At 39.6% G+C, this 24,578-nt stretch carries 21 protein-coding genes; all 21 read right to left on the reverse strand.

The features are described from left to right. Nucleotides 1-29: 29 nt before the first annotated feature. The 21 genes from ldcB to greA all read right to left on the reverse strand — a co-directional run bounded on the left by ldcB (nucleotide 30) and on the right by greA (nucleotide 24,534). Nucleotides 30-1,535, reverse strand: a complete 1,506-nt coding sequence (gene ldcB, locus LG372_RS09785; RefSeq protein ID WP_225742059.1) for an LD-carboxypeptidase LdcB/DacB — start codon at nucleotides 1,533-1,535, stop codon at nucleotides 30-32. Nucleotides 1,536-1,584: 49 nt separating this feature from the next. Next, a complete protein-coding gene (locus LG372_RS02675; RefSeq protein WP_049552251.1) occupies nucleotides 1,585-2,202 on the reverse strand; it encodes an alpha/beta fold hydrolase in 618 nt (205 codons plus the stop codon). Continuing rightward, nucleotides 2,203-3,924, reverse strand: a complete 1,722-nt coding sequence (gene pabB / locus LG372_RS02680) for an aminodeoxychorismate synthase component I (protein WP_225742060.1) — start codon at nucleotides 3,922-3,924, stop codon at nucleotides 2,203-2,205. A 72-nt stretch (nucleotides 3,925-3,996) separates the two neighbouring features. After that, the gene (locus LG372_RS02685; RefSeq protein ID WP_225742061.1) at nucleotides 3,997-9,894 is read right to left on the reverse strand and encodes a ZmpA/ZmpB/ZmpC family metallo-endopeptidase; all 5,898 of its coding nucleotides are present in this window, start codon (nucleotides 9,892-9,894) and stop codon (nucleotides 3,997-3,999) included. A gap of 2 nt (nucleotides 9,895-9,896) precedes the next feature. Beyond that, nucleotides 9,897-10,460, reverse strand: coding sequence for a TIGR01440 family protein (locus LG372_RS02690; RefSeq protein WP_049521452.1), 564 nt, complete (start codon nucleotides 10,458-10,460; stop codon nucleotides 9,897-9,899). 114 nt (nucleotides 10,461-10,574) lie between these two features. Then, nucleotides 10,575-12,266 carry a sensor histidine kinase gene (locus tag LG372_RS02695; RefSeq protein WP_225742062.1) on the reverse strand — a complete coding sequence of 564 codons (1,692 nt, stop codon included), beginning with the start codon at nucleotides 12,264-12,266 and terminating at the stop codon, nucleotides 10,575-10,577. Continuing rightward, nucleotides 12,263-13,000 carry a response regulator transcription factor gene (locus LG372_RS02700; RefSeq protein WP_049552255.1) on the reverse strand — a complete coding sequence of 246 codons (738 nt, stop codon included), beginning with the start codon at nucleotides 12,998-13,000 and terminating at the stop codon, nucleotides 12,263-12,265. The genes LG372_RS02695 and LG372_RS02700 overlap by 4 nt, the downstream gene beginning before the upstream one ends. 70 nt (nucleotides 13,001-13,070) lie before the next feature. Further along, nucleotides 13,071-14,183 carry a peptide-methionine (R)-S-oxide reductase MsrB gene (gene msrB / locus LG372_RS02705; RefSeq protein WP_049552256.1) on the reverse strand — a complete coding sequence of 371 codons (1,113 nt, stop codon included), beginning with the start codon at nucleotides 14,181-14,183 and terminating at the stop codon, nucleotides 13,071-13,073. A 9-nt stretch (nucleotides 14,184-14,192) separates the two neighbouring features. After that, on the reverse strand, nucleotides 14,193-14,756 hold the full coding sequence (locus tag LG372_RS02710) for a redoxin family protein (RefSeq protein WP_049552257.1): 564 nt from the start codon (nucleotides 14,754-14,756) through the stop codon (nucleotides 14,193-14,195). A 13-nt stretch (nucleotides 14,757-14,769) separates the two neighbouring features. Further along, nucleotides 14,770-15,480, reverse strand: a complete 711-nt coding sequence (gene ccdA2, locus LG372_RS02715; RefSeq protein WP_049552258.1) for a thiol-disulfide oxidoreductase-associated membrane protein CcdA2 — start codon at nucleotides 15,478-15,480, stop codon at nucleotides 14,770-14,772. Nucleotides 15,481-15,646: 166 nt separating this feature from the next. Then, a complete protein-coding gene (locus LG372_RS02720; RefSeq protein ID WP_049552283.1) occupies nucleotides 15,647-16,195 on the reverse strand; it encodes a GNAT family N-acetyltransferase in 549 nt (182 codons plus the stop codon). A gap of 449 nt (nucleotides 16,196-16,644) precedes the next feature. Continuing rightward, nucleotides 16,645-17,469 carry an ammonia-dependent NAD(+) synthetase gene (nadE, locus tag LG372_RS02725; protein ID WP_049552259.1) on the reverse strand — a complete coding sequence of 275 codons (825 nt, stop codon included), beginning with the start codon at nucleotides 17,467-17,469 and terminating at the stop codon, nucleotides 16,645-16,647. Continuing rightward, the gene (locus LG372_RS02730; protein WP_049552260.1) at nucleotides 17,466-18,926 is read right to left on the reverse strand and encodes a nicotinate phosphoribosyltransferase; all 1,461 of its coding nucleotides are present in this window, start codon (nucleotides 18,924-18,926) and stop codon (nucleotides 17,466-17,468) included. The genes nadE and LG372_RS02730 overlap by 4 nt, the downstream gene beginning before the upstream one ends. Before the next feature lie 115 nt (nucleotides 18,927-19,041). Then, entirely contained in the window at nucleotides 19,042-19,530 is a 489-nt protein-coding gene (locus LG372_RS02735; RefSeq protein ID WP_033680009.1) for a DUF6773 family protein, read from the reverse strand. Further along, nucleotides 19,520-19,729 carry a helix-turn-helix transcriptional regulator gene (locus LG372_RS02740; RefSeq protein ID WP_001107500.1) on the reverse strand — a complete coding sequence of 70 codons (210 nt, stop codon included), beginning with the start codon at nucleotides 19,727-19,729 and terminating at the stop codon, nucleotides 19,520-19,522. Before LG372_RS02740 ends, LG372_RS02735 begins: the two co-directional genes overlap by 11 nt. Nucleotides 19,730-20,106: 377 nt before the next feature. Further along, nucleotides 20,107-20,835 (reverse strand): ABC transporter permease, encoded by a 729-nt coding sequence (locus LG372_RS02745; protein ID WP_049552261.1) that lies wholly within the window; start codon nucleotides 20,833-20,835, stop codon nucleotides 20,107-20,109. Between the two features lie 15 nt (nucleotides 20,836-20,850). Then, a complete protein-coding gene (locus LG372_RS02750; RefSeq protein WP_080978365.1) occupies nucleotides 20,851-21,696 on the reverse strand; it encodes an ABC transporter ATP-binding protein in 846 nt (281 codons plus the stop codon). Between the two features lie 179 nt (nucleotides 21,697-21,875). Beyond that, on the reverse strand, nucleotides 21,876-22,019 hold the full coding sequence (locus tag LG372_RS02755) for a hypothetical protein (protein WP_020902218.1): 144 nt from the start codon (nucleotides 22,017-22,019) through the stop codon (nucleotides 21,876-21,878). Nucleotides 22,020-22,102: 83 nt separating this feature from the next. Continuing rightward, on the reverse strand, nucleotides 22,103-22,513 hold the full coding sequence (locus tag LG372_RS02760) for a GNAT family N-acetyltransferase (protein WP_413252012.1): 411 nt from the start codon (nucleotides 22,511-22,513) through the stop codon (nucleotides 22,103-22,105). Between the two features lie 100 nt (nucleotides 22,514-22,613). Next, nucleotides 22,614-23,978 (reverse strand): amino acid permease, encoded by a 1,365-nt coding sequence (locus tag LG372_RS02765; protein ID WP_049552262.1) that lies wholly within the window; start codon nucleotides 23,976-23,978, stop codon nucleotides 22,614-22,616. Nucleotides 23,979-24,051: 73 nt separating this feature from the next. After that, nucleotides 24,052-24,534 carry a transcription elongation factor GreA gene (gene greA / locus LG372_RS02770; protein WP_000818768.1) on the reverse strand — a complete coding sequence of 161 codons (483 nt, stop codon included), beginning with the start codon at nucleotides 24,532-24,534 and terminating at the stop codon, nucleotides 24,052-24,054. Nucleotides 24,535-24,578 lie beyond the last annotated feature (44 nt).

Genomic DNA, 24,578 nt, shown 5'->3' on the forward strand with positions numbered 1-24,578 from the left:
AAAGGTTTGCATTATATTAGTGACAAATTTTAGTTAAGATAGTCGCCACCATCAAATCCGTAGTATTCTTCGAGTGTTAATCCACTTGCAGCTATTTCTTTAGCTTCTTTACCAACATAGCGTAAATGCCATTCTTCGTGCATATAACCAGTTACACTTTCTTTTCCTTTAAGGTAACGAACAACAAAACCATAGTCTGCTGCATGATCTAATAACCATTGAGCAGCTCCTGCATCTTCTACTAATTGACCATTTGTACCAGTAACATCAAAGGCAAGACCTGTTTGGTGTTCACTATAGCCAGGTCTAGCTGAATAACGATCAGCCGCAGCCTGACCTTCTTTATTTACGTAGCTTTGATATAATTGTGCTTGAGTTCCATAACTTCTAAATCCACTATAGTTATTGCCGATAGCATAGCCTTCTTTTTGCATCTGTGCAATCAGTTTTAAAAAGGCAGCTTTAGCAGTTGGGTTTTCACCTGGATTGTAGTCTTTAGACAAAGGATAGTGTTTATTTACAACAAGAATCTCATCGTACTTCCCTTGAACGCTGTAATATAAGCCTTTATTAGTTACTTTGGAATTCGAATTCGAATTTGAATTCGATTTCCACAAACCTGAGCCATCTACATAATAACGCCCACCATCTACCCATTCATTGACAGCCATTTTACCATCTGATTTTAGATAATAATTGCCTTGCCATGCATTGCGAGCATATGAACCATCTGATTTCAAATAGTACCAAGCTTGGTATAAAGCATCGTAAATCCACTCACCTTGTGCCATTTTACCATTTGATTTTAGGTAATAAGAACCTTGCCATGCATTACGAGCATACGATCCATCTGATTTTAGATAATACCAAGCTTGGTATGAAGCATCGTAAATCCACTCACCTTGTGCCATTTTACCATTTGATTTAAGATAGTAAGAGCCTTGCCATGCGTTACGAGCATACGATCCATCTGATTTTAAATAATACCAAGCTTGATAGGATGTATCATAAACCCATTCATTCTGAGCCATTTTACCATTTGATTTAAGATAGTATGAACCTTGCCATGCATTACGAGCATACGATCCATCTGATTTCAAATAGTACCAGGCTTGATAGGATGTATCATAAGCCCATTCATTCTGAGCCATTTTACCATCTGATTTTAGATAATAACTTCCCTTCCAAGTATTGGTTACAGGATTTCCCTTGTCATCATGATAGTACCAAACTCCATCCTTTTGAACCCATCCACTTGTGATTGCTGAGCTAGAGTTTGTTTTTACATCAATCGATTTTCTTGGTTTGAAAGCACCTTTTGGAGCATTTTTCAATTCACACGCCACACCATCATGATCACGGTCTAACTTGGCAGAATAACCAGGTTCTCCCTCATGAATATCCGCATATCCATTCGCCCAAGCTTCCTTACAGCTAGAAAAATGAATGTTTTCTTCCGCTAACACAGGCTGTGAAAACAAGGCTAAAACTGGCAAGGTAGCCAGACTCATTTTAAAAAATAGACGTTTGTTCATTTCTTTCTCCCATAATTATAATATCGTTTTTAATGTTGTTTTATCAAACTTATTTCAGCAATTCAAGAAAACTTCTAGTTATTGCTGCAAACTCTTTTGGTTTGGCTCTATTCAAGACATGAGGACCGTCAGGGATAATCTGGAACTGGGAATTTGGCATCAGTTCTTGAATAGCTTTCATTGAACTGAGATTAGGCTTATCTTGACTACCACAAATTAACAAAGTTGGATAGGGACAATTCTTTGCAATCTCTCTTAAATCAAGTGTTTTTAATTCCTCAGAAACTCCAACCAAAAGCGATTTATCTGCTCCCTGTTTCTCAAATGTCCTTTTGGGGAGTAGTTTAAATATCAGCAACTGAATGTAAAAAGGGATATTGCCAGCTAGTTTCAATGGACAGCCTGACAAAACCAAGGCCTGAAGATTTGGCAAATCGTAACTTGACAGCTCTAATGCAAGTGCAGCTCCTAAGGACAAACCGATTAGGACAAAAGGTTCTGTCTCCTCTGACAAGTGCTGATAAATGCGCTCCTTAGCTTCTTGATAGGTAGCAACTCCGGAAGGAAATAACTCTAGGGCTTCAGAAGGATAATCTACAAGCAACTCTTGCACTTCTTTCCAACTATCTGCTGACTGACCTAGGCCATGTAAAAATATTAATTTCATTTAGTTCTCCCTTACTGACAGCTCATACAAGCCCCTGACTGCATTACAGCCATAGATAGCTTCTGCTTGGGCAAAATCTGCCAAGGTCAAGACTTTCTCTTCTATCTGTCCTGTTTCCAGCAAATGCTGACGGTAAATGCCTGGTAAGATTCCAAGTCGGATAGGCGGTGTGTAGAGTTTCTCATCGATTTTCAGAACCAAATTTCCAATAGAGGTTTCAAGAAGTTCTCCAGACTTATTGTGGTAAATGATCTCTTGCTCCCCTAGGTTCAAATGCGGTCGGTGAGTCGTTTTGAAGTAGGTAAAAGCTTGTTGCAAATTGGCTTCCTGAGGGCAGAGTTGGGCCTGACAAAAGCTTGTACTAAGGGGTGTTAATACTTGGCGATCGACTTCTATCTCTCCAGACTTGCTGAGAGAAATTCGCAAGCGGTAATCTTGATTAGCATCACAAGCCTGACACTCTGCTTCAATCTTTTGTCTCAAAATTTCTGGGTCAAAAGGAAAAGCAAAATATCGACTTGCCTTTCTCAGTCTTTCTATATGTTGCTCTTCAAACAGCAGTTGTTTTTGGCTGATTTTCCCAGTCGTAATCAGTTGGAAACGAGCTTGTTTACGATAGAGAACAGCAGCCTTTTGATGAACCTCGCGGTATTCAGATTCCCATGTGCTATCCCATGTAATGCCTCCGCCTACTCCATAGATGGCATTCCCTTGATGCAGTTGAATGGTCCGAATGGCTACATTGAAAATTCGTCGCCCATTTGGAAGCAAGAGACCAATGGTTCCACAATAGACTCCGCGCGGTTGTGGCTCCAAGTCCTTGATAATCTCCATAGTCGCAATTTTCGGTGCTCCCGTTATGGAACCGCAAGGAAAGAGAGAGCGAAAGGTTTCAACAAGGTCAACATCTGCTCTCAACCGACTCTTGATAGTCGAAGTCATCTGCCAAACAGTCGAATACTGCTCCACTTGACACAAACGCTCCACATGTTCACTTCCCACTTCAGAAATACGGTTCATATCGTTGCGCAAGAGGTCCACAATCATCATATTTTCAGAGCGATTTTTGGGATCCTGTTCCAACCAACTGGCCTGCTCCAAGTCTTCTTGGTCAGTCACTCCACGCTGAGTCGTTCCCTTCATTGGTCGCGTTGTCAACTCACGGTCATTTTGCTCAAAAAAGAGCTCTGGACTCATGGAAATCACTGCCATCTCGTCATGTTCAACATAAGCATTGTAGCCCGCCTCCTGCTCTACTACCATACGATTGTAGATGGCAAAAGAATTAGCACTTAAATCTTGCTTGAGTTGGACGGTGTAGTTGACCTGATAGGTGTCCCCCTGCCGCAAATGATGGTGAATCTGGGCAATAGCCTTTTCATAATCCTCTGCAGACGTTACTTCCTGCCAATTTGAAGGCAAATCAACCTCATCATAAGTCAGAGGAATAGGGGATGTTTCTACGCTGTCATGAACTGTAAAATATAGCAGGTACTCTCCCAGTAAAGGAGCTTTATGAACTGCTAATTTCTCCTCAAAAGCAGGTGCAGCCTCGTAGCTGACATAGCCCACCACATAATAACCTTGCTCTTGGTAGCTTTCCACTTGTGCCAGCAAGTCTGCCACTTCTGCTACATTTCTCGTTTTTAACTCTTTAATCGGCTGGGTAAAGGTGCATCTCTCCCCCAAAGCCCTAAAATCAATCACTGTTTTTCTATGCATACCTTAAGTATAGCACAAAAAGGCAGATCCAGACAAAGCTGATCTACCTTTTTATTATTTTCTTACTATTGATTATGCTTTAGTGAATAAATCACCAGCAAATCCATCTGATTTCTGCAAGAGTTGTTTGTAAACCTTCCATTTAAGATCTACAGTATTCTTGAAATCATTACCTTGAAGGTCTTTTTCGACCGCTGCATCAAATAAAGTCTGAAGTTGTGCGTAAGTTGAAATCTTTTGACCATCGATTTCAATTTCAACAAAACCTCTTTGGGCTTTTTCGTGTACTTCATGATACCATGCTTTCTTCCATGCTTCTAAGCTTTGGAATTTGCCGTTAGAAACTTTATTAATAATAAAGTCATCACCAAGACCTACATTACCTGCTGCTTTAGATTCTTGTTTGTATTTGTTTGATGCATAACCTAAGAATCCATCTAGATAACCGAAGTACCCCCACATACGGAAGGTATTATGTTTGAATGAGATTGAACCAACCGCACTCTTACTTGTATTACCACCATAAATACCTGTCATCATATTTACTACAGTATAAGCAGAATCAAATCCTTCAGTACGGTAATGACCATTTCCTGGTAATCCATGTTTCGTTGCAAAGTTTCCATCAACCAGTTGATCAATACTTGTCAGCTTCGTATTCTTTTCGCCATCATTCAAATCACGAACTAAATCCCATTGGTGTGGTTCACCAACTAAGCCATTGCGATCCGCTTTTTCACGATATTTCTTATCGATCTTCTTGAACCACTTATCATTTGTTCCAGTATTTTTCTTGATGACAGACTCAGCTTCTAAGTAATCAAGCATCATCATGGATTCATTGTAATTCTTCATGTAGTGATCGATTTTCTCACGACTATTTAACACATTTGGATTATAGTTGTAAATTTGATTTCCATCATTTTGACGTTCGTAAGCCATGTTTAATCCTAAGGCACCATATTCACCATTTGGATTTGAAACTGATGGTGATTGCAACATACCTTGAGCAAAGGCTTCAACGTCTGTTCCTTCACGGTGACGCCATGTTCCTAAGTAGGCCATACGGTCATTGATGTGAGTTGTTTCGTGAGTGAATGCAGATGTACCAAAATCACTAATCATGCTAGAGATGATGTAATATACGGCCTCTTGTGGTTGTGGATTTTGGAAGATATAAGCGTATGCACCCATTCCATTGTATCCGTGCCACTTATCAGTCGGACCATAGAATTCACGAATTGGAGCAAAATCGCCTTTCTTCGTATGTCCCATACGGTCAACCCATCCCAAACCTGGTACATCATGGTTATCCCAAATTGCAGATGGTACCATATTTTCACTCTTAAGAAGATTATTTCGTACATTATCTGCAGCAAGTCTTGACCAGAAATCTAAATAATTGATTTGTTCTTGCGCACGTAAATCAACTTGCTTCTTGAACGCTTCACGTTCTTCTGCTGTGTTCTTACCATATTTCTCAAATGAACTAAAGGCAATGGTATTATAGGTCGTAATTAAGATCATATGCGCTTTCTTCAAATTCAGAAGTGGTAAAATATAACGTCCGTGATGCCCATTATTAATTACTTCATATAATTTATGTTTCTTATTAGCGAAATCTGGATTTGATGATTGTTTCTCAACAACATAAGCGTTATCTGCAATGTTATTCTTGAACCAAGTATTCATATCTGTTTCACTAGTGAATAATTCCATGTTGTACTTCAGGAATTCGTGTAAGTTAGCTTTACCAGTAGCACTTGCAAGAGCTCTGTTAAATGCATCATGTGATTGATCACCTTTTAGGTTGTTACCATTTGAAGCGAAGCTGATTAATCTATCAAGTACGTTAACGTTCTTACCGTAGAAATCCGGTTTGAAGGTCATCATATTTTTGATATTTAATCCGTCAAATTTAATTCCATAGTATTGGTTTAAATAAGCCAGAGCTAACATGATTTTAGCTTTGTTATCTTCAACTTTTTTAATCAATGCACGTTTAGCTGCTTCGTCCGTATTTAATTGATGGTCTTCATTTTCAACTAAAGCTTTAACTAAAGCATCAAGATTATCTTTTACTTCTTTGAAGCTTTCTTCCATGTATAACATCTTAGGATTGTTATTAATCTTACGAACTTCATCTGAATCAAGTTCAACAGAAGCTAATTTAGCTTTGATATCGCTGATCAATTGTGTCCTATCTTTAACAACCATATTTGGTGTATAGACAATATCACCTAATCCTTCAATACTATATTCACGAACTTGTTGAACCTTAGATTCTTTTTGTGTAATAGCCTTAATTTCTTTCGTCTTATCAGCGTAATGAATCATAATGTGATCAGCATCTGATAAGTCGGTCACAAATTGTCCATCTTTCATACCTGTAACAGATAAAACTTCCGTATTTAGTAATTTAGAATCTTCAGGAATCTTATTACCTTGATTTACAATCCATTCTTTGTTGTAGAACGGTTGAAGCTTTTCAATATTACGGTAAGCAAGCTCACGAGATACATCATAATCTTGAGTATCTTTATAAGTATCTGTTTTTGGTTTTACGTTATTAAGTGCATCTTCAACAAGAGGTTTAATTTCAAACTTATCAGCTGTAATTCCGAATGATTCTATTTTTTTATTTGCATCTTCTAGGCTGATTTCTTGGATTCGATTACTACGAGAACCGTTAAATGAGTGAGAACCTTCACTCACATCTTTAACAACGTAGTTTCTTTCAATCCAGTTTTTTGTGTAATATCCACCTTCTGCTTCTAAATCTCTAGAACCGTAGAATTCTTCACCGTTTTTGACTTTCATCATTGAAACTGTGTCAGCAACACGCCCCCATGTCCAGTTTTTACTAATGAAACCACCTACCTCAACAGGGTTCTTCACATCAATAGTTCCTTTAGTAACAGCGTTACGAACAGAAGCGTATTTATCAATACCATTAGGATCAGAACCGTTATCGGTTCTAGCGACAAGTCCACCAACACGTGCTCTATCTGCAACAATATCAGCATCTACGTATGCATGTTTAATATTACCACGCCAAAGTTCTCCGGCGATACCACCAAGATCCCAACCTTTATTACCGACACCTGTTAGTTTACCGATGAAAGCAACATTTTTAAGAAGTCCACCAGTATCTCCTTTATTTACGATACCAGCAATACCATCTTTACCAAGGATACTACCAGTTACCTTAACATTTTCAACTGTGGCATTTTTAATTACTCTTGATAGTGCGGAAATATTTTCAATCCAAGGCATATTGATATTAACATTACCTAAGTTAATGTTTTTAACTGTACCGCCTTCAACGTTATCGAATAACTGACGAGCCATATTATGAATGGTATATTGTTTACCGTCAACACTTGTTAAAGTTCCGCTAAATTTACCAGGTACATATTGTTTATTCGGAGTTGGTACATTTGCTGCATTCAAATCTGCACCAAGTTTAAAGGTACCACTTGGATTAGCTTTCATAGCCGTTACTAGGTCGTTAAAGCTATAATATACATCACCATCGTGTGCTTTTTGTTTTTCAAAGTAATGGACATACTCTTCGCTAAGTGTGTTGTCAGAATTCCGTTGAATCAAATCAGGTGCTTTGGCAGTGACTTTGTATAAAGTTTTTCCGTCTTTTTCTACTTCTTCAATCTTGTCAACAGCCAGTCTTGTTATTTTATTGTCATGAGTGGTCACTCGTAAATAAAGCGGAGCAAGATCAGTTGGTTTTTCTGTCAGCAAACTAGTATCTGTTTCATTACCGTCAGCATCCACACTCATCAAGCTTGTTTCTTTGATGTTTTTGATTTCAACTTTTTTGAGGTCAATTCTTAGCGGTTCTTCTTTAAGAACTTCTTCCTCATCACCCTCACCACGGTCATAAACCATCTTAGTTTCAAGTTTATAATCCTTGTAGTACTGCAAATCTGTCAAGGTCGTTGTCAAGTCGTCTGGTGAAACATTCAAAGTTTTAACAATTTCATCACCCTTTTTCAGAGTTAGAGTGATAGATTTAATGGCTGCTTTACTTGGATTTTCCAAATTATAACGAATTTGAGATGATCGTTTCAAATCATTAACATCAACAAGTGACAAACTTAAGATTGGTTTTTCAAAGTTTTTAGTTCCTAATTTGACGATACGATCTTGGTCTAACTCCAGAACCTGTTCCACAATTTTAGGTGCTTCTTCAGTTTTTAAACCTTTGAGAGTTTTGTAAGTCTTGGTAACTTTTTTCTGCCCATCTTTTCCTTCTTGGACAGTAACTCTTTCACCCTTTTTCAGTTGGTCATCTTCTTTAAGAACTTCCTTAAATGGAATCTTTTCAAGACTTTCTTCCACCAGAGTTCCTTCAATTGGTTTTGTCCCACGGCTTATTTTTTTAGTGACTGGTTCTTTGACAACAGTAGTTGTTGTATTTAAAACTTGGTCAGTCTCAACACCTTCGAGAGTCTTATAAGTCGTTTTGGTAATTTTACTGCCCTTTTCTCCATCTTGAACTACAGTTTCTTCATCCGTATATTTGGTTGGATCCTCGATAATTTCTGTCTTATAGTCAATCTCAGTAGTAGTTTCTTTCGTAACCGCTCCCTCAGTTACTTTGTACTCAGGTAACTGTTCTTGTATAAGGGCTTGACCTGCTTTACCTTCCTCTTGTGTACCTTTTACTTCTACTTGGGCTTCTGGTAATTTTGGCTGTGTCAGAGCTTGACCTGCTTTACCTTCTTCTTGAGTGCCCTTCGTTTCAACTGGAGCCTCTGGCAATTCGGGTTGTGTTAGAGATTGTCCTTCTTTGCCTGCCTCTTGGGTTCCTTTTGCTTCAACTGGAGCCTCTGGTAGTTCTGGTTGTGTTAGAGCTTGACCTTCTTTGCCTGCCTCTTGCGTTCCTTTTGCTTCAACTGGAGCCTCTGGTAAGGTTGGTTGCGTTAAGGCTTGACCTTCTTTGCCTGCCTCTTGCGTTCCTTTAGCTACCTGATGCGTTGGTTCAGCTTGTGGTACTGGAGTTGGGGCAGGTTGCTCTTCTTTCTTAGTTCCGACTGCAATGACTTGCGAAACAGGATTTTGAACCACTTGGTCTTCGATGACTTCTCTAACTTCTTGACCATTAACCATCGATACTTTGGTTACAATGCGACGCTGACCATTTACTCCAGCTGTGACGATACGAGTCTGTCCTTCTGCTAGATTGGTATCTGGGCTTGTGACTGTTTCAAAAGGAATATCTACCAAGCTCTCTTCCAGTCTTGACTGAGGTTTCTCAGAAACTGGTTTTTCTTGAACTACTTCTGTCTTATCAATTTCATTTGCACTTTGCTTTTCTACTGGCAACTGAGGCTTCTCAGCTGAAGCTGGCCTTGATGGATGGAGTTCTGCTTCCTTGAAGTATCCAATGTATTCATAGCCATCAATGTGGATAATCCCTTCAGCCAAACCTTCATGTGTAGAAGCCGAAATAGTTTGGTTATAAGAAAGCAATTCTTTATTTTCAAACGCAAATGTGGTGAAAGGAACAAAGTTGCTTGCACCAATCGAACTAATTAATAAGACACCAAGCACCTTACCACGATGTTTTTTAGAGATTAATAAAACAGCCAAAGAAGCCGTAGCCAACCCTATACCAGCCAAGGCTAATTCTTTACTCCCTGTATAAGGAAGTTCTTGGTAGGTACTAGCTTTCTTTCGATACACTGCATAGATAATATCATCCTCTTGAAACTCCGAAGGGACTTCATGGTGAATTAAGGCTTTTTCAGACTCGGTCAATTCCTGCTCCGCCAAATAACGGTAATGAACGCTATGAGCTCCACCAACTTCATTGGCTTGTACCTTATCTACTGAAAGGGCACTTGCACCAAAAAGGAAGGCCCCGATGGCTACAGGACCAACCCCAACAGTTAACTTGCGAATGGAATATTTAGTAATTTTTTCAAGTTGTTGTTTTGTTTTTCTCATTCTTATGACTTTCTAATAGAATCTTGCGGATAGTGCGCACGCGCACCTCCAATTAATTTTGGACGACTAGCAAGAGCCGTTACATGGGCATGCCCAATTTCTCTCAAAAGAGGGCGAATCGGAACCTGAACATGCTTGACATGCATGCCAATTGCAGTGTCTCCGATATCCAATCCAGCATGAGCCTTGATAAATTCAACCTCAACTGGATCTTGCATAAACTTGAAGGCTGCCAACTGACCTGAACCTCCTGCATGAAGGGTAGGAAGGACACTAACGATTTCCAGACCAAACTGCTCTGCAACCTGACGTTCAACAACGAGGGCCCGATTGACATGTTCACAACCTTGAACAGCTAGATGAATTCCTTTTTCCTCTAGGATATCTAGGATGGTCTTCACAATGATTTCCCCAATTTCTTGGCTGGATTCCTTACCAATCTGACCACCTATCACTTCACTAGAAGAAAGACCCAAAACAAAGATAGATCCTTGCTTCAAATTGGCCTTTTCTAACACATCTTCTACAATCTGGCTTGTTTCTCTTTGAATGTCTTTTTCCTTCATACTTGATACCTCTTTTGTCACTATCTATCATATCGTTTTTTCTTATTTTTAGCAAGATAGACAACCTAGAAAGCTTGCCCAATTACGCATAAAACTCCCAGAATTGACTGGGAGTTAGCTAGTTTCTATTCTATTTATGTATATTTCAACCGTCGTTCCTTTGCAAGGTGCAGAATCAATCTTCATCTGATAATCTTCTCCAAAATGAAGTTTAAGACGCTGGTCAACATTTGGCAGACCAACTCCTCCACGTTTGAGTTGACTTTGACTACTATCGCTAGCATCTTGGAAACCAACCCCATCATCCTCAATGCGGATGACTAGTCCTGAATCCTGTTTCTGAACAGAAACTTTAATATGACCCTGACCTTCTTTTTCCTTGATGCCATGGTAAAGAGCATTTTCTACCAAGGGTTGTAACACCAACTTGGGCAAGACTAGATTATCAAAGGCAGGATTTTCAGCAATTTCGTATTCCAGCTTATCGCCATAGCGTTGTTTCTGGATAAAGAGATACTGGCGGACATGATTGATTTCGTCAGAGAGACAAATCAAATCCTTACCCTGATTTAGAGCCAAGCGGAAATAAGTTGCCAAGGACTTGGTCACCTGAACCACTCGCTGACTATCCTGAAATTCAGCCATCCAGATGATGGTATCCAAGGTATTATAGAGGAAATGGGGGTTAATCTGGCTTGATAAAGCTTGAAGTTGGTACTGACGGGTCGTTTCCTCCTGCCTGCGAATATCTATCATCAACTGATCAATCTGATCCAACATGGCATTGAACTGGCGAGTCACCTCTCTCAGTTCATAAGCACCCGCTTCCTTGGCACGAAGATTCTGATTACCAGAAGCAATTTCCAGCATAGTTTCTCTCAAGTCCTTCAAAGGGGCAATCCAGCGTTTAAGACTGAACCACACCAAGAAGAGACAGGCAAGAAGAGAGGTGACACTAGCACCAAGCAAGGTCCACATGAGTTGACTCCGAACCTTGTCTAGCTTCTCCAGTGAAGACACGCCCAGCACCGTCCAATCAGTTCCAGCAATCTTTTCTTGACTGACATAGGATTGGTGGTCTGGAGTATAACCCTGCCCTGTCTCAATATAGGGGTTCATGGCCTCCATTTCGCTAGACGAACTATAAACTGTGTGTTGAGGATGATAAACAAATTCATGGTTTTCATTGATGATAAAGGCAAAGCCCTGCTGACCCAACTGGAGTTGGTTAAGATAGGCTTCCAGAGTTTCGTAAGAAATATCCAAACGAAGAACGCCCAGATTAGCTCCCTTTGCATCAACAAGTTCTTGAGTGACAGAAATGACCCACTGACTATCTGATTTACGAGCTGGTGTCAAAACGGGCTTAGCTCCCTGATGAATAGCCTTTTGGTACCAATCCTCAGCCATCATATCAGAGGAGGTTTTCATCTGCACACTATCATCTGTAGAAATGACCTGACCGGATTTGGTGACCAGAACAACAGTTTTCAAGTCCTGGTCTGCCTTCAAGATAGTCAAAAACAGATTTCGGATTCCCTTGACCTTGTCTTGACTGGGATTCTCAGCATAAGCTAGGACGTCCGCCTGCTGGGTCAAGCTAGTCGAGGTGGTTTCTAATTTTTTGATATAAGAATGGATAAAGTGACTAGTCTGGCTGATAGTCGTTTGGCTATTGCCTTCAATGGTAGCCTCAATGGCTGAAGAACTAGATTGATAGTAGAAAGTCCCAACCAGAGCTAGGAGAATGAGAAAGACCAGAAAGATAGAAATAACCATTCTAACTAGGAGTGAAGAACGCTTCATCGACCTTCCCCCTTCTTAAACTGACGAGGTGTCACACCTGCAATCTGTTTAAAACGTTGGGTAAAGTAGTTCATATCTTCAAAACCAACCTTCTCTGCAATCTCGTAAATTTTCAGATCCGTAGTTAAAAGCAAGAGCTTGGCCTGTTTGACACGTTCTCGCACCAAATAATCCTGAAAAGGTAGGCCCAACTCTTTCTTAATCAAAGAACTCAGATAAGTCGGACTAAAGCCCAAGTCATTGGCCAAAGACTTTAAACTAAATTGGCTATCAGCCAGATGGGACTGGATTTTCTGGGCCATATTTCCCTCAAACTTATCGAACAATAAATCTTGTAATTGCTCTTCCTTTTCTTCCTTATCCAACTTTTGCTTGATTTTCCCCAACATTTCCTCAATATCCTGACGAGAAAAGGGCTTGAGCAGGTAGTCATCCACACCTAGTTTGACAGCAGACAAAGCATAATCAAAATCATCGTAGCCTGTTAAAAAGACCAAATGAACCTGAGGATAGGTTTCTCGGACCAGACTGGCCAACTGGATGCCATTTAGCTGAGGCATGTTGATATCAGTTAAAATGATATCTGGCACCTGCTTTTGAATCAATTCCCAAGCCTGCCTTCCATTTTCAGCCTGACCGATGATTTCCATATCGTAGGCTGCTACATTGACCAGCTTGGTCAAACCTTGTCTTACCAGATATTCATCTTCTACGATTAAGATTGTGTAGGTCATGCTTCTCTCCTTTGTCACTTACTAGTATCAGTATAGCAAAATTCTCCCCTAACTGCTTAGGAAAGCCCTCTTAATCGACATAATCTAGTAAATAAGCGTAGCCTTTTTCTTCCATTTGGTCTTTGGGAATAAAGCGGATAGAGAGACTATTAATACAGTAGCGCAAGCCACCCTTGTCCTGTGGGCCGTCCGTAAAGACATGGCCAAGGTGAGAATCTCCAACTCGGCTCCGCACTTCCATGCGTGTCATATTGTAAGACTTATCTTCCTTGTAGGTAGCAACATCTGGACTGATGGGTTGGGTAAAACTAGGCCAGCCACAACCAGACTCAAACTTATCCTTTGATGAAAAGAGGGGTTCGCCAGTTGCCACATCCACATAGATACCAGATTCAAATTTATCCCAATAGCGGTTTGAAAAAGCTCGTTCTGTTTGATTTTTCTGGGTGACTGCATACTCCTCAGGTGACAGGGCCTTTTTCAATTCCTCATCACTTGGTTTGGGATATTTGCTGGCATCAATGACAGGATAAGCCGCCTGATTGACATTGATATGGCAGTAGCCATTTGGATTTTTCTTGAGGTAGTCTTGGTGGTAATCCTCTGCCACTACAAAATTCTTCAAGGTTTCCTTTTCAACTGCTAGAGGTTGGTCGTATTTCTTAGCCACCTCATCAAAGACTTGGTTGATTACCTCTAAATCCTTGTCATCTGTGTAATAAACACCAGTACGGTACTGGGTTCCCACATCATTCCCTTGTTTATTTTTGCTGGTTGGATTGATAATGCGGAAATAATGAAGCAGGATTTCCTTGAGGGAAATTTGCTTGGCATCATAGGTGACATGAACAGTCTCCGCATGACCTGTTTGGTTAATCAATTCGTACTTGGTTGTTTCCCCTCTACCATTTGCATAGCCTGAAACAGCATCCGTTACTCCGGGAACGCGTGAGAAGTATTCCTCCACTCCCCAGAAACATCCTCCAGCTAGATAAATTTCATGCAAATCTGCGTCTTTACTAATTTCTGTTTTTTTCACTGTTTTTCCTCCTTGGCTAACTGATGCTTTCTCAATTTGCGAGCTATCTGTCTGCCCTGCATTTCGCATCAATAGAAAATAGAAACCGGTTATGGCTAGGAAAAAGATTCCTGCCAAGACAAACAATTTTACTTTATCATTCATGACCTTTCTCTACCCCATTTCTTTCAATGTCTTTAAAATCATATCCTTATCTATAAAACCTGGTTGCGTTTTGACCAGCTTACCTTCCTTGTCTATAAAGGCTTGAGTTGGGTAAGAACGAACACCATAACTTTCCAATAGTTTGCCTGATGGGTCAATTAGGACTGGGAAATTTTTATAATCCAAGCCCTTGTACCAGTTCTTAAAGTCCGATTCTGCTTGTTCTCCCTTGTGTCCAGGAGATACCACTGTCAAAACTACATAATCATCACCAGCATCTTTAGCGATTTCATCCGTATCTGGAAGACTAGCTAGACAGATAGAACACCAAGAAGCCCAGAATTTGATATAGACTTTCTTGCCCTTGTAATCAGACAAGCGGTAGGTCTTGCCATCTACTCCCGTCAGTTCGAAATCAGCAACCGCCTGACCTTTAGTAGCAGTTTGCGCACTGACTTGTTCTGTTTTGGTTTGCTCCTTCATAGTAGATTCGTCTGGCATGTTTTTAGCCGAACAGGCTGCCAAGCAACAAATTGAGCCGACTCCAAGGAGACATGTTTGCCATTTTTTCATTTCTTCTTCCTCTCTATTCAAATAATGTAGTCAAAATAGACGTATTTCCCAAAAGCACCAAAATTCCCATTACGATTATGAGGAAACCACCCACTTTTTTGAGGGTTCCTAGATAAGGATGGAGTTTTCGAAAATGTTTCAAAACATAGCTGGAGGCTAGAGCTAGAACCAAAAATGGTAGCGCCAAACCCAGCGTGTAAATCAACATGAGAGCAGCTCCCTGCCAAGTACCTGAGCCACCTGAAGCTGCCAAGACCAAAACAGAACCCAGAACCGGCCCCACACAAGGTGTCCAAGCAAAACTAAAGGTCAACCCCAGTAAAAATGCCTGACTATAGCCCTTACCCTTTTGCTCCTGTCTCTTTAATTGTAGCCTTCTTTCCTTGTAGAGCCCCTTCAAATGTAAGACTTCCATCTGGTGTAATCCCAAGAGAATGATAACCGCACCCGTCACATACTGAAACCAAGAAGCATACAGCAAATTGCCTAAAAAACCAGCTCCATAGCCTAGTAAGATAAAAACAAAGGAAATCCCTATTATAAAAACTAGAGTTCGCAATAAACTAACAACTGAGATTGAAAATTTGCCACTAGAAATATGAGCACCATCTTTATCATCCAACAAGACCCCTGCATAGACCGGTAACAAGGGTAAAATACAAGGAGAAAAGAAGGAAAGAATTCCAGCAAGAAAAACACTGATTAAAAAGATTATATTATCCATTGCCTTCCTCCATTCTTTGATTTGATAGGACTATTATAGCCCTAAAACTCCAGAAAAAACAGGGACAATGATAGGGAAAAATAGGAATTTAATCAGGTTATGTAAAAAATGGTTCAAAAAAAGCCAGACAAGGTCTGACTTTGATGGAAACTGAAAAGAAACTTCACTAGTCTTCCATACTTATCTGATAATAAATAAGGTCCGCAAGATAGCCTTTTCTCTCTACACCATTGGTAATAGTCTTTAGATAGGACATTCCAGCCTTCTCCATGACACGACCTGAAACTGGATTGAGACTAGCATATCGTGCTCTGACATCTTGAAAACCTGCTTGAGTAAAACAGAAATCCAAGACAGCTTTCAAGGCCTCCGTCATTATACCATGACCCCAGTATTTCTTGCCTAACACATAACCAATTTCACAAGAAGAATCGTTCTCATCTATTGCAACGATGCTGATATCTCCTATCACCTGCTCTGGCTTTTCTTTGAGACAAATGGCCCATTTGTAATAGTTGGGATTTGTATAAGAGGCAACCCAATTACGAATGGAATTTCGAGTCACATCGACATCAGAATGGGGATCCCAAGTGACATAGGTCAGATTCTCAGCGGATGAAGCCCAATTCTGAAACATGGCTTCTGCATCACTTTCCACAAATCTTCTTAAAATCAAACGTTCTGTCTGTAATGTTTGTGTACCGATAGATTTCACGAAACTACCTCGCTTTCTGATAGATGATTCTATGTCCAATCTCCATTTATATTTGCTTTGCTTTTGAATTTCAAGGTAATAAGCTAAAAAGGTTTCTCGGACCTTCTTCGCTTACCTGTTTCCATGCTCAGGGTAAAAAGACTAAACTCAGTAACAACTAAAAAACAAGTTTTTCATCTAGTTCCTTGACGCAGTCGCTGTCTGGTTTGAAATACGCTCTAGCAAGCTTTTTCAAACCTAGTCATCGTTGCGGGGGTGAAACGACAAAATCGAACTCGGTGAGTTACCGAACCTTCCTCGTTTTTCTATTTTTAGACTCGGGCTAAAAAGGCCCCCCCGGACCTTCTCTCACTTTCTTATTTCAAGGCGAGAGGCTGAAAACCTCCACTGGAGGTTATTCTTGCTCTCGAGTTTCAGGGCAAGAAGCTAAAAAGGTCCCCCGGACCTTTTTACTCCCAAAAGTCATCAAATACGGTGATGGGTAGGTGGCGTTTATGTTGGCCTTTGTGCCACCAGTTTTCGATTCTTGTTTGAGCTTCTGGGCTGATTGTTTTTCCTTCTAGGTAGTCATCAATCTCTTCATAAGTGACTCCGAGGGCTACTTCATCAGCTAGACCTGGTTTATCTTCTTCTAGGTCTGCTGTTGGGATTTTTTCATAAAGGGCTGGGTCTGCACCAAGTTCCTTCAAGAGTTGTTTTCCTTGACGCTTATTGAGGCGGTAAAGAGGGAGAATATCCGCACCACCGTCACCAAACTTGGTAAAAAAGCCTGTGATATTTTCCGCAGCATGATCTGTTCCAATTACTGCTCCACTATGGACACCCGCAAGGGCATACTGAGCAATCATACGGCAGCGAGCCTTGATATTGCCCTTGTTGAAATCTGAAACAGGACTACCTGTCGCTTCAACTGCAGCTGTCATGGAATCAGCTGATTCCTTGATATTGACCACCAAGCTAATATCTGGCTGGATAAAAGCAAGAGCCTTTTGGGCATCTGCTTCATCAGCTTGCACTCCGTATGGCAAGCGGACAGCGATAAATTTGTAGCTGTCATCTCCTGTTTCTGCTCGCAGTTCTTCCATAGCTAATTGGGCCAATCGACCTGCCAAGGTTGAGTCCTGACCCCCAGAAATCCCTAGTACAAAAGTTTTTAGGAAGGGATGTTTTTTCAGATATCTTTTTAAAAAATCTATAGAACGACGGATTTCTTCCTGGGCATCAATCACCGGTTTGACACCCAGCTCTTGGATAATCGTTTCTTGCAAACTCATTCTTCTTCTCCTTCACCAAGGGCTTCCTTACGCATCTTATCAATCAAGTCCATCTTGTCTTGCCATACATCACGCGCCAAATCCACTGGATAGTGCTGCGGATTGAGCACACGCTTATACTCATCCCAAAGCTTGTCAAATTCCTTACGAGCATAATCCTGAATCTCAGTCAAGCTAGGCAGGTTGTAAATCAATTTTCCGTCTTTGAAGATATCCACTAAGAGAGGAACAGCGTCAAAATTACGAACCGTCTTCTTGATGTAAGTATAGGTCGGATGGAACATCTTGATTTCTGTCATGCTGGCAACATCTACGCCATCATAAGTGATATAGTCTCCTTCTGACTTGCCTTTTTCACGACTTGTAATGCGCCACACCTGCTTCTTACCTGGTGTAGACACTTTTTCCGCATTATTAGACAGCTTGATGGTATTGCGCATGTTCCCATTTTCATCTTCGATTGCAACAATCTTATAAACTGCCCCAAGAGCTGGCTGGTCATAGGCTGTAATCAGCTTGGTTCCCACACCCCAGACATCAATCTTGGCCTTTTGCATCTTGAGGTTGAGGATGGTATTTTCATCTAGATCATTAGAAGCATAAATCTTAGCCTCTGTAAATCCAGCCTCGTCCAGTTGCTGACGGACTTTCTTAGAAATGTAGGCAATATCCCCAGAGTCAATCCGCACACCCATAAAGTTAATCTGATCACCCAGCTCACGCGCCACCTGAATGGCAGCTGGCACACCGATACGAAGGGTGTCATAGGTATCCACAAGAAAGACGCAATTTTTGTGGGTCGCAGCGTAAGCCTTGAAAGCCTCATAGTCATTGCCATAAACCTGCACCAAGGCATGGGCATGGGTCCCCAAGACAGGAATGTCAAAGAGTTTACCAGCACGCACATTGCTAGTCCCATTGGCGCCACCAATCACCGCTGCGCGTGTTCCCCAGATAGCCGCATCCATTTCTTGCGCCCGACGTGTTCCAAACTCCATCAAGGGCTCATCTTCTATAACCGAGCGAATACGAGCTGCCTTAGTCGCCACTAAGGTCTGGTAGTTGACGATGTTCAAAAGAGCCGTTTCGACCAACTGACATTGAGCTAGAGGGCCTTCCACCTGCACAATCGGTTCATTAGCAAAAACCAAGTCCCCTTCTTGGGCAGAACGAACAGTCAACTCCAACTTGAAATTGCGGAGATAGTCCAAGAATGCCCCATGATAGCCTAGCGACTCCAAATAGGCAATATCACTATCTGAAAAACGCAGGTCTTCCAGATAATTCACAATTCTTTCTAGACCTGCAAAAACCGCATAGCCATTCTTAAAAGGCTGTTGGCGGAAATAAACCTCAAAGACCGCCTTTTTATTGTGAATTCCTTGGTCAAAGTAAACCTGCATCATGTTGATCTGGTACAAGTCCGTGTGCAATGTCAAACTATCATCTGGATACATACTTTTCCTACTTCCTTAGCTAGAAACACATGAAAATTTTTAAGAACTTTCATGTATTCCAATAAATTAGTACTATTATAACACATTTTGGCTGGATTGAGAAAAGAGTAACAAGCTATTCTCCACTCTCCAGTTCATCCATGTCTTGTTCAAACTTTTTCTGAGCCCATTCGCCATAGCTCTTAAGACCAAGATTGCCAATAAAGACCCAGGGAAGGTAAATAACATAAGTAATTGCCCAAGCAGATAGGTATTTAACGTTCAAAGGATTGTGCTGATAAACTTCTATGTTGAATTGATAATTCTGTAACATCAAAAGAGCCGTAATAGCCAAGGTTAGGAAAAAACAACCCAAAATCGTAAAATGAAAACGACTATAGTAGGTCACTCCCAGATAACGGGCACGATTGAAAAAGAAGAAAATTCCTACTATCAGAGTATAGACTAGAAAATTCGGATTAAAAAGAGATGGAGCCAACACTGCCACCAAATAGCTTAGAAGTACAAGCCCAATAAAGAGTGAAAAAGACTCTGCCCCAGCTTTATTGATTAGTTGTTCTTCTCTTTCGTCAAGTAATTGATAATGAATGAATTTATTTACCATCTTCTTCCTCCCAAAATAGTTGGTCTAGGGTTTTTCCTAAACATCTGCAAATAGACTGGCAAAGCGAGAGACTGGGATTGTATTTCCCTGCCTCTATCAAACCAATAGTCTGGCGCGTCACCCCCACAGCCTCTGCCAATTGACCTTGAGTTAAATCAAGCTCTACCCGAGCTAATTTTAATTTTAAATTTTTAGCCACCTGCGTCCTCCTTATAGTTTTAATACTCATCTACTCTTAAAAAATCCAAAATCAACACAAGCTGTCAGCTATTTATTATAACCTCATTAATTAGCACTCCAATATTATCTTCAGACTAAAATCAGTATGTTGGATTGTTTGAAATAAACTTCCTAGTTTGCTATTTGATTTTTTGTTTAGTATTAGCTTTAGTAGGGTCTTTTAAACGAGTTTTGATTGCTTGTATTCTTATTTAGTTGCTTTCATATCACTATTATATAATGCTTTTGGAAATGAGTCTAGCATAAGACAAAAACGTGTACACAACAAGAGCAGGAGCATAGCAAGATGACTGATTTTTGCTGGATTTTAAGTCTGCAAAATAATACTAAATGAAACTAAAATGAATACTCCTTGCTTTTCTTGAGAGTGAACAAGTACAGTAAAATGATTGTAGTGATTACCACAAGATACTGACTAATAGACATCGTATTTGAAGCTACAAATACAGGTAAAGAATAAAAAGGAAGAAGTTCAATTGCTTTGATAAACAAATCATTACTAGTATTCATCATAATCGTATTTAATATATTAGGGATAAAGAGTAGTAAAGCTACTAAAATACCAAATACCAAGCCACTTTTCAATTTGTATAAATAGAAAATATAAGATAATAGAAAATAAAATAGGACTAACAAAATTGTATTGACTACAATGGATACTATAAAATCTAATCCTAAATCACCTGGAACACCCAATTTACTTACGATGACTAGTAGCACAATGCCATTCAAAGAATAAATAATGGAAACTGAGATGACATATAGAAAATTAGACCAGACGTAAATCATCCGATTTTTCTGTTGATTATAAAATAAACTGATCGTATTGTGGGAAAAATCCCTGCTAATAATTCGATTAGCATGTATAATAGCCATTAACATACCGAGCATAGCATAAAAGTTTGAAATATGCTTAATACCAAGCGATGTCCCTTGAGTCTTTAGAATAAAGAATGTAACCAATATCGGCGGTATAAACGAGATAATCAAACCGAGATATATTACGCCTGATGAATATAAATCTCTTATATTTTCCTTAAGAAAATTCAATTTATTTAATTTCATGATTATAACCTTCCTTTATTTTGAACGATTTAGATAAATATCTTTAAGCGTCTCTTTTTTAGTTTCAAAATCAACTACTTTAATAGAGTTTTCGTTAAAAAATTTAAAAAGCTCACTACTTTGAATATTCCCAGACATAGTAATTCTCAGTCCCTCTTCCTGAACAATATCCCCAAATTCTTGTTTGGTAATAAAAATGTCTTTATCTGTAGCTGATGAAAAAGCTATCTCAAACAAGCAATTATGACTATCTTTTCCTACTTTTTGAAATGTCAAAAGTCCGTTCTCCAAGAAAAGAACCCTCTCACAAATTTCTTCAATATCTTCTAATTTATGACTCGATATTAAAATTCCCACATTTTCATGTAAAGCTAAATTTTTTAGAACCGCTAAAACTATTTGTGATGATTCAATATCTAAACCATTAGTCGGTTCATCTAAAATCAATATATCAGGTTCCGTAACGAGAGTTAGAAGCAAAGCTAATTTTTGTTTTGTACCCAAAGAATAGGTCTTTACTTTTTTATTAATAGACTGAGTCAAATCTAACTCTTGGATCAAACTTCCAAATCTTTCTTGATTGTAGTCAATTCCATATAAATTTGACAAATATTTTAAATTCTCTAAACCTGTTTTAGATAAAAATAATTTTGGTTCTTCGATTAAATACCCAACATTATCACTACTTATAATATTCCCTAAATTCGGTTGATTATTCTGAACAAGAATTTTCATCAATGTACTCTTGCCAACTCCGTTTCTCCCTACTAGACCAACAATTTCACCCTTATTAAGTGCGAAATTTATATCTTTGAGAATGGTTGAATGACCATAATTTTTACTTACATTTATAACTTCCATTTTTTAATTCCTCCATTAATATTCTTGGTTTTCTCTTTGATCATCATTAATTTTAAAAAGTTGCGCCTCTTTTTAACAACATTATATCATATATCTAACTTAATGCAATATATAAATGTCATTTTGTAAATTTTTATTAACAAAAAACCTCTACCACCTAAATGATAGAGAGTTTCTGCCTATTCAATTTTTTTCAAAACATCTACAGCATCGTAGGATTTCACATCTAATGTCTCAGCTGCGATTGTATTGTCCTCCATATCGTCTAGAATGACACAATTTATAGGATTTAACTGGTATTTATCGAGAATCTCCTTAAACATTGCCCATATCCAGTATTATATCCATCAGTCCGCCTCCATACTTATGTGTGAGTCTCTCTTTGTACCATACCTTCATACTCACCTTACAGATTCTTTTGGTAATAATACCTTTGCCCAATGTAGGGATAGTCTTGTAATGTAAAAATTTTCTTGTAGCCATGCCTTTTATAAAAATCAGGAGCTTGAAACTGGTAAGTATTGACAAAAGCAAAACGACAGTTTCGATTCTTAGCTTCAGTTTCTGCTTGCTGCAATAGTTTTGAACCGATTCCTTGCCCTCTGAGTTCCTCTTTTACAAATAAATACTCGATTTCTAGCCAATTTCCAAAAGTCTCTGCTATCAAACCTGCCAGAAGATTGCCCTCTTCATCTTCGACATAAAGATTAAGTGGCTCACTTTCAACTTCTTCTCGTTTTGAACGGTTATAAACACGAATCAGATTCCCTATTTCTTGTGATTTATGGGATTCCTTATTTTCCAATCTAAAGTACATCTAAATCTCCTTAAATACTGTTACAGCTTGATTATAGTCTTATTTCAATAGACTGTCAAACTAGCAAAAACTCACCAACCTGAGTTGATGAGTTTCAAATCTATTTTCTAAATTTCCACTGGCTATAAATCCCGAAACCGATAATCCAGATAGCTGATCCGATTGCTCCTACAAATGTAGACTCTTGTAAAAAGAGGGTTACAAAGACAAAGGCAAAGAAGAGCATGGTTAAAGGATTTAAGAAACGATAATGGGGCATGAGATAGCCATCCGCCATAAAGTCTGGTGACTTGCGGTATTTAAGGTGAGCCACCATAATCAAGATATAAATGGCAATATAAACACCTGATGATGATGCCGTAATCAAGGCAAAGGCATCTGAAACACCTGGCAAGACATTAATAAAGGCTGCTAGGGCAATCAAGATTGCTGAAGCGATGATGGCATTTTGTGGCACATTGTGGCGAGAAAGAGTATCTGCCTTAATAGCCTTTAAGAATGAATTTGGCGAATCATGAGCAATCTGGTACAAATGACGTCCTGTTGAATAAAGGGTTGAGTTAAGAGCAGATGCTGCTGATGTCAAAACGACGAAGTTAATCAAGGCTGCTGCCCACTTGATACCTGCCAATTCAAATACTGTAACAAAAGGAGAATCAGCCGATGCAAGCTCACGCCATGGAATGATAGCCATGATGGCTAAGAGGGCACCACCGTAGAAAAAGGCGATACGCAAAGGAATTTCCTTAACGGCTTTTGGCAAGACTTGACGTGGATTTTTGGTTTCAGAAGTTGTTACCCCGATAAACTCAATCATGAGGTAAGCAAAGAAAACCATCTGAAAGGCCATGACAAAGTTCACTCCACCATTAGGGAAGAGGGAGAAATTGTCGGTGATATTGGCCAAACTTGCTACTCCATGTGGTGTCTTAAAGCCTGTCAAGACCATAAAGACTCCTGTGGCAATCATAGCTAAAATAGCCACAATCTTGACCATCGCAAACCAAAACTCAACTTCCCCAAAGAGCTTCACCGCAATCAGATTGACTAAGGCTAGAATGGTCAAAAATCCAATCTCAATCATCCAACTTGGCCAGCTAGGGAACCAAAACTGAACATAGTGAGAGATAGCAGTGATTTCCGCCATACCTATAAAGACAACGGATAGCCAGTAGGACCAAACCGAGAAATAACCCCAGCCCTTACCCAAATGGCGCGTGATAAAGTTGATAAAGGTATGTTGCTCAGGGTCTTGGTAGAGCATTTCCCCAACCGCACGCATCATAAGGAACATGAAAGCCCCAGTAATCATATAAATCAGTACAATGGAAGGACCTGTAAGGCTAATAGAACGACCTGCTCCCAAAAAGAGTCCTGTTCCGATTGTTCCCGCAATGGCCATAACCTGCACGTGACGATTAGTCAGACCACGCTCCATCTTGTTTTTTTTCTTCTTTGAACTCATATAGTCTCCAATTCTTTTTAAACCTAAAAAGGAGCAAAGAAGGATTTTTCCCTCTTTTTACTCCTTTTAATCATTAGGCTGTTTTTTCAACCTTCAAGATTTTTACATCATAGCTACCAACAGGTGTTTCAATTGTTGCTGTATCACCTGTTTTCTTGCCAATCAAGGCTTGTCCAATTGGGCTTTCATTTGAAACTTTACCCGCAAAGGCATCTGCACCGGCTGAACCTACGATAATATAAACTTCTTCTTCGTCCTCACCAATTTCTTGGATAGTAACTGTTTTACCAATCGCTACTTCGTCTTGGGCAACTGAGTCACTATTGACGATTTCAGCATAACGGATTTTTGTTTCCAAGCTAGAGATTTGTCCTTCAACAAAGGCTTGTTCATCCTTAGCTGCTTCATACTCACTGTTTTCAGAAAGGTCACCATATGAACGGGCAATCTTAATGCGTTCTACCACTTCTGGACGGCGGACCAATTTCAATTCTTCTAATTCTTTTTCAAGTTTTTCCTTTTCCTCAAGGGTCATAGGATATGTTTTTTCTGCCATTTTTCTCAACTTTCCTTCGATAATATTGAATCTCTATCTGAGAT

The organism is Streptococcus sp. Marseille-Q5112 (assembly GCF_916700555.1).
GTDB classification, from domain to species: domain Bacteria; phylum Bacillota; class Bacilli; order Lactobacillales; family Streptococcaceae; genus Streptococcus; species Streptococcus symci.

Bases quoted from the DNA above. Each gene is read 5' to 3' on its own strand.
- ldcB (WP_225742059.1), bottom strand. From the start codon at position 1,535: ATGAACAAACGTCTATTTTTTAAAATGAGTCTGGCTACCTTGCCAGTT.
- LG372_RS02675 (WP_049552251.1), bottom strand. From the start codon at position 2,202: ATGAAATTAATATTTTTACATGGCCTAGGTCAGTCAGCAGATAGTTGG.
- pabB (WP_225742060.1), bottom strand. From the start codon at position 3,924: ATGCATAGAAAAACAGTGATTGATTTTAGGGCTTTGGGGGAGAGATGC.
- LG372_RS02685 (WP_225742061.1), bottom strand. From the start codon at position 9,894: ATGAGAAAAACAAAACAACAACTTGAAAAAATTACTAAATATTCCATT.
- LG372_RS02690 (WP_049521452.1), bottom strand. From the start codon at position 10,460: ATGAAGGAAAAAGACATTCAAAGAGAAACAAGCCAGATTGTAGAAGAT.
- LG372_RS02695 (WP_225742062.1), bottom strand. From the start codon at position 12,266: ATGAAGCGTTCTTCACTCCTAGTTAGAATGGTTATTTCTATCTTTCTG.
- LG372_RS02700 (WP_049552255.1), bottom strand. From the start codon at position 13,000: ATGACCTACACAATCTTAATCGTAGAAGATGAATATCTGGTAAGACAA.
- msrB (WP_049552256.1), bottom strand. From the start codon at position 14,183: ATGAATGATAAAGTAAAATTGTTTGTCTTGGCAGGAATCTTTTTCCTA.
- LG372_RS02710 (WP_049552257.1), bottom strand. From the start codon at position 14,756: ATGAAAAAATGGCAAACATGTCTCCTTGGAGTCGGCTCAATTTGTTGC.
- ccdA2 (WP_049552258.1), bottom strand. From the start codon at position 15,480: ATGGATAATATAATCTTTTTAATCAGTGTTTTTCTTGCTGGAATTCTT.
- nadE (WP_049552259.1), bottom strand. From the start codon at position 17,469: ATGAGTTTGCAAGAAACGATTATCCAAGAGCTGGGTGTCAAACCGGTG.
- LG372_RS02730 (WP_049552260.1), bottom strand. From the start codon at position 18,926: ATGTATCCAGATGATAGTTTGACATTGCACACGGACTTGTACCAGATC.
- LG372_RS02735 (WP_033680009.1), bottom strand. From the start codon at position 19,530: ATGGTAAATAAATTCATTCATTATCAATTACTTGACGAAAGAGAAGAA.
- LG372_RS02745 (WP_049552261.1), bottom strand. From the start codon at position 20,835: ATGAAATTAAATAAATTGAATTTTCTTAAGGAAAATATAAGAGATTTA.
- LG372_RS02750 (WP_080978365.1), bottom strand. From the start codon at position 21,696: ATGGAAGTTATAAATGTAAGTAAAAATTATGGTCATTCAACCATTCTC.
- LG372_RS02755 (WP_020902218.1), bottom strand. From the start codon at position 22,019: ATGTTTAAGGAGATTCTCGATAAATACCAGTTAAATCCTATAAATTGT.
- LG372_RS02760 (WP_413252012.1), bottom strand. From the start codon at position 22,513: ATGTACTTTAGATTGGAAAATAAGGAATCCCATAAATCACAAGAAATA.
- LG372_RS02765 (WP_049552262.1), bottom strand. From the start codon at position 23,978: ATGAGTTCAAAGAAGAAAAAAAACAAGATGGAGCGTGGTCTGACTAAT.
- greA (WP_000818768.1), bottom strand. From the start codon at position 24,534: ATGGCAGAAAAAACATATCCTATGACCCTTGAGGAAAAGGAAAAACTT.